Source organism: Nitrospira sp. BLG_2, assembly GCF_049222245.1.
The window spans coordinates 1-5,465 of record NZ_JBLYIG010000120.1 but is presented as its reverse complement, the minus strand read 5'-3'; the positions used below and the strand labels follow the sequence as shown (position 1 = coordinate 5,465).

The 5,465-nt window shown below is 52.8% G+C and carries 3 protein-coding genes and 1 pseudogene; all 4 read left to right on the top strand.

Annotated features, from left to right (window positions below; translation table 11 throughout):
* Positions 1-1,208, top strand: a 1,208-nt coding sequence (locus ACOSYY_RS03520) for a PilW family protein (protein WP_421660887.1), incomplete at its 5' end; no start/stop codon positions are given.
* Between the two features lie 2 nt (positions 1,209-1,210).
* Positions 1,211-1,828 (top strand): hypothetical protein, encoded by a 618-nt coding sequence (locus tag ACOSYY_RS03515; protein WP_421660886.1) that lies wholly within the window; start codon positions 1,211-1,213, stop codon positions 1,826-1,828.
* A 27-nt stretch (positions 1,829-1,855) separates the two neighbouring features.
* The gene (locus tag ACOSYY_RS03510) at positions 1,856-2,206 is read left to right on the top strand and encodes a hypothetical protein (protein WP_421660885.1); all 351 of its coding nucleotides are present in this window, start codon (positions 1,856-1,858) and stop codon (positions 2,204-2,206) included.
* A 50-nt stretch (positions 2,207-2,256) separates the two neighbouring features.
* Positions 2,257-5,465, top strand: a pseudogene (locus ACOSYY_RS03505) (hypothetical protein); the annotation flags it as partial.

Below are 5,465 nucleotides of genomic sequence, written 5' to 3'. Positions count from 1 at the left end.
GGGACCATAACCAAAGAGGCTTTACCCTGACGGAAATCATGGTCGCGACCATGATGACAACAGCTATTGTCGCGGCTGGGTTTAGCGCGCTTGTCGTTAGTCAAAAGACCACGCGTATTACTGGACAGGTCGGCAATACGCAGGCGACCGCGCGAAACGCCGTAGATATGATTACGGCCGATCTCAAGTTGGCCGGGTTTGGGATGCGTGGCCTTACAACGTCGGTAGGGGGATGTCATATCAACGGCACTCCTTCAGCTGTGGTTCCTGGTGACAACAATCCTCTGGGGGCAGATATAGGACCGGATACCATCTCGATGGTTGTTCCTATGACGAATTCCATCATTGCAATGCCGCCGGTATGGCAAGTTTTTGTTCCTGTGGCCCCTGGTACTATCGGTGGTCTCGATACTCCGATTGCAAGTATTCCCATGCCGGCTAATGCAACCACGGCCATGGGGAATGCTATCCCCGGGGGAGGGGCGGCATTGTTGGGAATGTCAGTCTCAATCGGCGGTGTAGCAGGTTCGAGGATTCAGGCCGTGAATCCTGGTGGTCTGACCCTGAATCCTGCGATCCCTGCACCCACAGCCTTTGGGACGGGAACACAAGTCTACTTGCTGCAATGCATCACCTATCAAGTTATTCCTCCTCCGGACAATCTCAACCTCTGTCAAGGGAACGCGCCCTGTCTGGTTCGTGGCGCTGTGCCGACCAATCTGGTCGGCCCAGGCGGGCCGCCTAACTGCAATCAGGTTAATTCAGGGTGCATCCCTATCATGGACGGAGTCGAAGACCTACAACTAGCCTATGCCTGTGATGGCTGTGATCCTCGTGTCAATAACGGCAGGCCTGATTTGCAGCCGGACGATCTTAATCTATCGAACCAATTCGACCAGGCTGACTTCATTACAGATCGTAATTGGTTCGGTACCGCTGCGCCATATGGCACCTTCATGACACCGAGAACAATTCGCTTGGTGCAAGTCAATATCGTTGCGCGTCAGACCAGAGCAGATCAGGGGATGGGGGAGGCTCAATCAACTCCCCTGCACAGTTCAATCTTTCCGGTTATTAGCGACCATAACCATGCGAATGGCCTTTATGCGCTGGGAGATCTCACGACTGTTGCACAACAAGCCGCCTATTTTCAGTTTCGTCGGCGAATCCTGACGAGGACCATCGAACTCCGCAACCAGAGGCTCTAACTATGCCGGTCTATCGCTCGATTTCGAGTAAATGTTGGCTATCCGGAGATGAGCGAGGCACCTCGTTCATGACGGTGATGCTGTTAATGTTGATTATCGGCGCTCTTGGAGTTGCGGCACTGACCATGACCGGGATGGAAAATTCGATGGCGGGAGCAGTCCGCATGGTAGAGGAAGGGACAGACGCGGCTGAAGCATGTGTGGGGTCGGCAGTTCGCGCGATTCGATTGACGATCGAAGATCCTCAAATGACCGGTCCGGCGGCTGCTCTCATTGCACCTCAGGGACCGGTTCCGGCTCTCAATCAGGGGATATTTACCCAAGAGATCAACGGTACGCTGCGGAATCACGCCGACATTGCCATTGGGACGGGAAACGCTCCCAATCTTGTCATGAACGTCAATGGGTACGTAGTCAATGGAGACATCGATTTTCTCTATTCCAAGCGACGAACCGGAAGTGATTTCGCTGATCCAGACAAACCAACCTATGATCAATTCTATCGAGTGGACTGTGTGGCGGCGAACGCGGCTACGGGTGCTACTAGCCGAGTAATTGTGACCTTTGATTGTCTCAACAGCACAGGAGAAGGGTGTGTGAAACGAGCGAACAATGGCTAGAGAAGATGGATGGAGGGCGTGCACACTATGAAATCAGAAAGTCCGGATAGTAGCTCGTCGCCTCATCTGCGCAACCTGATAATTCTTTGTTCGATCATTGTTTTGGTCGGTGCGGGAGTCTTTCAAGTATGTCGTGCCGATGAGCCCCTTCCTGCCGCTATGGCCAGTTATCCCAAAGGAACCATCACCTCAGTTTATGAGACGACGTTTCAAATCGACGGGCGAACGTTTAGTCTCTCACCGGAGGTTGTGCTCGTCGATCGTCATGGCGATCCATTGGCGTCGACTGCTATCAGAATGGATATCGATGTGAAATACCGCATTCAAAAAGGGACGAATGACAAAATCGACTGGATGATGCTGTTTTTGCCTCAGTAAGCAGGTCAATGCGAGTCAGCATGTCGCAAGAGCGAAGCAATGGAGGTGCCATGAAACGCCGGGATGTCGCACTTCGTGGAACCATCATGTTTACGTTGATGGGATGTCTGGCGGGGATCGGCGTCAGCCAAGCCCAAACGATGGATCAATACTTCGCCGTGCCTCCGTTCGTCAGCGACCAGGTCGCACCGAATATCATCCTCGTGCTGGATAATTCCGGGAGTATGAGTGGTCTTGGATGCGACCGTAACGATGACGGAGACTGTTCAGATGGAGGTGGTGACCAATTCGTTAATACAACCAACTGGTCCGGTTATTTTGACACATTGCGCTGTTATACGTACGATTCCGGCGCTGACGCACGGTTTGAGCCTGCGACCGTCAAGGCGACGCTGGCAACAGTGTGTGGTAACACAGAATGGGATGGAAACTTCTTGAATTGGGCAACGTTCAGGCGGTTCGATGCGCTGAAAAAAGCCATGATTGGGGGAGACTGTTTCGTCGCTCGCGCGGCGGATGGAACCTGTCCCACGAGCGGAACACCCGCACTGAAGACCGTTAGGGCCCAAGCTTCTGGTGTGAACACCGAAATTGCCCGTGTGAACTACAACGCTGGGGCTGGGGCCAATACCTATGTTGGAAGAATTCCGACTGCGGATACGAGCGGTACACCAGGAACTCTCTATATAGGCACGGATGCGGCCTATTTTTGTGTTGATAATGACAGCACGTTCAATTCCGATTGCGGGGATGGATACAGTCAAAGAAAATATTGGCTAAAAATCGGCTACAGCGTTGAGCCGACTGGTACCATCCAACAGATTGGTGCGCAAGCACGATTCGGACTCTTTGAATTCAAACCGAGCGGGGACGGCGCCCGCATGTTGGTCGGTGTCGGGTCCCGCCAATCGATCGACTTTTCCGGAACAGGTGTTGAGACTTTTAACACGAATACGGCTGCCATGATCGATGCGGTTCAGGAGTCATTCCCCTCGACCTGGACACCACTTTCCGAGTCCTTGTATGAAACGACTCGCTACATTGCACAAATCAATTCAACATATCTCACTACATCATATGTGTACCCTATTGCCTATTCGGGAGGGAATTCCAACGGTGTGGCGTTCAAGGGAACAGGCGTGGGTTCGATTGGAGCATCAGAAATTTCGGCTCTCACTGGAACAGAAGTATGTCCAGCCGGTTACATTGCGAATGGGTGTGGCCGTGATCCTTACTTTTTCGGCAGCAATCATACGCCGGCCTGGGCGTCCACTTCTACGCAAGTCGCATGTTGTAAAACGTTCGTTATCCTCGTCACGGATGGAGCACCAACGCAGGACACCAATATCCCAGTTGGATTAAGGGATTATGCTCATGGTCAACACGGCCTCCATTGTACGGGAGGGAATGCAACCATTCATGCACCAAACGGGACTTGTAATACCAACAATTCAACTCCACCGGCGATTCTGCTCGGCGAGCATAAAACAGACTATGATGACAATGGAAACCATTACTTGGATGATGTGGCCTTCTGGGCCCATACGAATGATCTCCGGCCTTGTAATGGGTCGGCTGATGGCCTCATTCCCGTCTTGAACGTGACCGGCCACTGTCTGCCAGGCTTGCAGAATGTCACGGTCTATACATTTTTTGCCTTCGGAAACATCTCTGGTCGAGAGATTCTCATGCACACTGCGAAACTCGGGGGGTTCGAGGATACCAACGGTAATAACCTTCCTGACCAAGTGTCTGAATGGGATAAGGTCATCAATGCCACGGGTGCTCCAGGTACAGATGGAATTCCGGACAATTATTTCGAATCATCCAACGTCGATGATTTGCAGGATCGCTTAATGGCGACTATTACTGCAATCCTGAGAAAAAGTGCGTCAGGCACATCCATTTCGGTGCTTGCGACTTCCGCCACCGGTGAAGGATCGATCTATCAAGCCTATTTTTATACCAGTGACGTCGGTCAGGGCGGTGCGAATGTCAAGTGGACCGGATATGCACACGCACTCTTTGTGGACGGTTTCGGTAATTTCCGAGAGGATACAAACCAGGACGGTGTGCTGACTTATGATACTGATCTAATTGTCACGACTCGCTACGACAATAATCCCGCAAGTCCCACGTATCAGAAAGTTCTCGTCGACAAGTTTGCCGATACGAGTCCGGCCGACGGAGTGGCCGACAGTGCGACCCCCACGGTTAGCGGTGATCTTAAGTCGATCAAGCCCATCTGGGAAGCGGGCAAGGAACTCGCGAACGCGACTTCAGCCTCGCGTAAGGTGCTCACGTGGATCGATGTCGATAACGACGGGATTGTGGATCCCACGGAGCAGATCGAGTTCAGTACGGCCAACTGTGCGGCGCTTCGTGAATATCTGCGGTACGCAGCGGATACCTGCGCCGGCGGTACCAACGCTACGAACTTAATCAATTTTATTCGCGGTGATGAGATTGCTGGATTGCGGACTAGAATGCTCGAAGTGCCGGTCGGTAGCGGGAACTTCAAGGTCTGGAAGCTGGGTGACCCAATTCACTCGACCCCGACGGTTGTGAGTGCTCCCAAGGCACGCTACGATTTGGCCTTTGGGGATCCCACCTACACAGCCTTTTACTCGAAATATCGAAATAGGCGTCAGGTCGTCTATGTCGGCGCGAATGACGGGATGCTCCACGCGTTCAACGGAGGCTACTATCATAAGGGCGATGATCCTACGACAGCCGCCACCATGGAACACGGCTGGTACACCAAGAACCCAACGGATAATTCCAGCGGTCCAAATCTTGGATCGGAGCTCTGGTCCTTCATTCCCCAAGAATTGTTGCCTCACCTTCAGTGGCTTGCCAGGACGGACTACACGCATGTGTATTACGTCGATCTCAAGCCGACGATCACTGAAGCGAGGATCTTCACACCGGATGCTGATCATCCCGGCGGCTGGGGAACCGTGTTGATCGGAGGGTTCCGGATGGGTGGCAGTTGTGGGAACTGTGCGGGAGGTTCTGGAGCGCCGCCGATGACGGTAACGATTGGGGGAGTCCCGCGCACATTCTACAGTGCGTACTTCGCTTTAGATGTGACAAATCCTGAAGTTGACCCGAAGGTGCTCTGGGTATTTACCGACAGTGGACTTGGGCTGACCACGAGTTATCCAGCTGTCGCCCGTATGAACCCAAAGACCGATAGTCCCATCGATCCGACCAATGAAAAGTGGTATGTGCTGTTTGGGTCCGGACCGAACGGATA

Excerpts from the sequence above, each read along its gene's own strand:
- ACOSYY_RS03515 (WP_421660886.1), top strand. The coding sequence starts at position 1,211 with ATGCCGGTCTATCGCTCGATTTCGAGTAAATGTTGGCTATCCGGAGAT.
- ACOSYY_RS03510 (WP_421660885.1), top strand. The coding sequence starts at position 1,856 with ATGAAATCAGAAAGTCCGGATAGTAGCTCGTCGCCTCATCTGCGCAAC.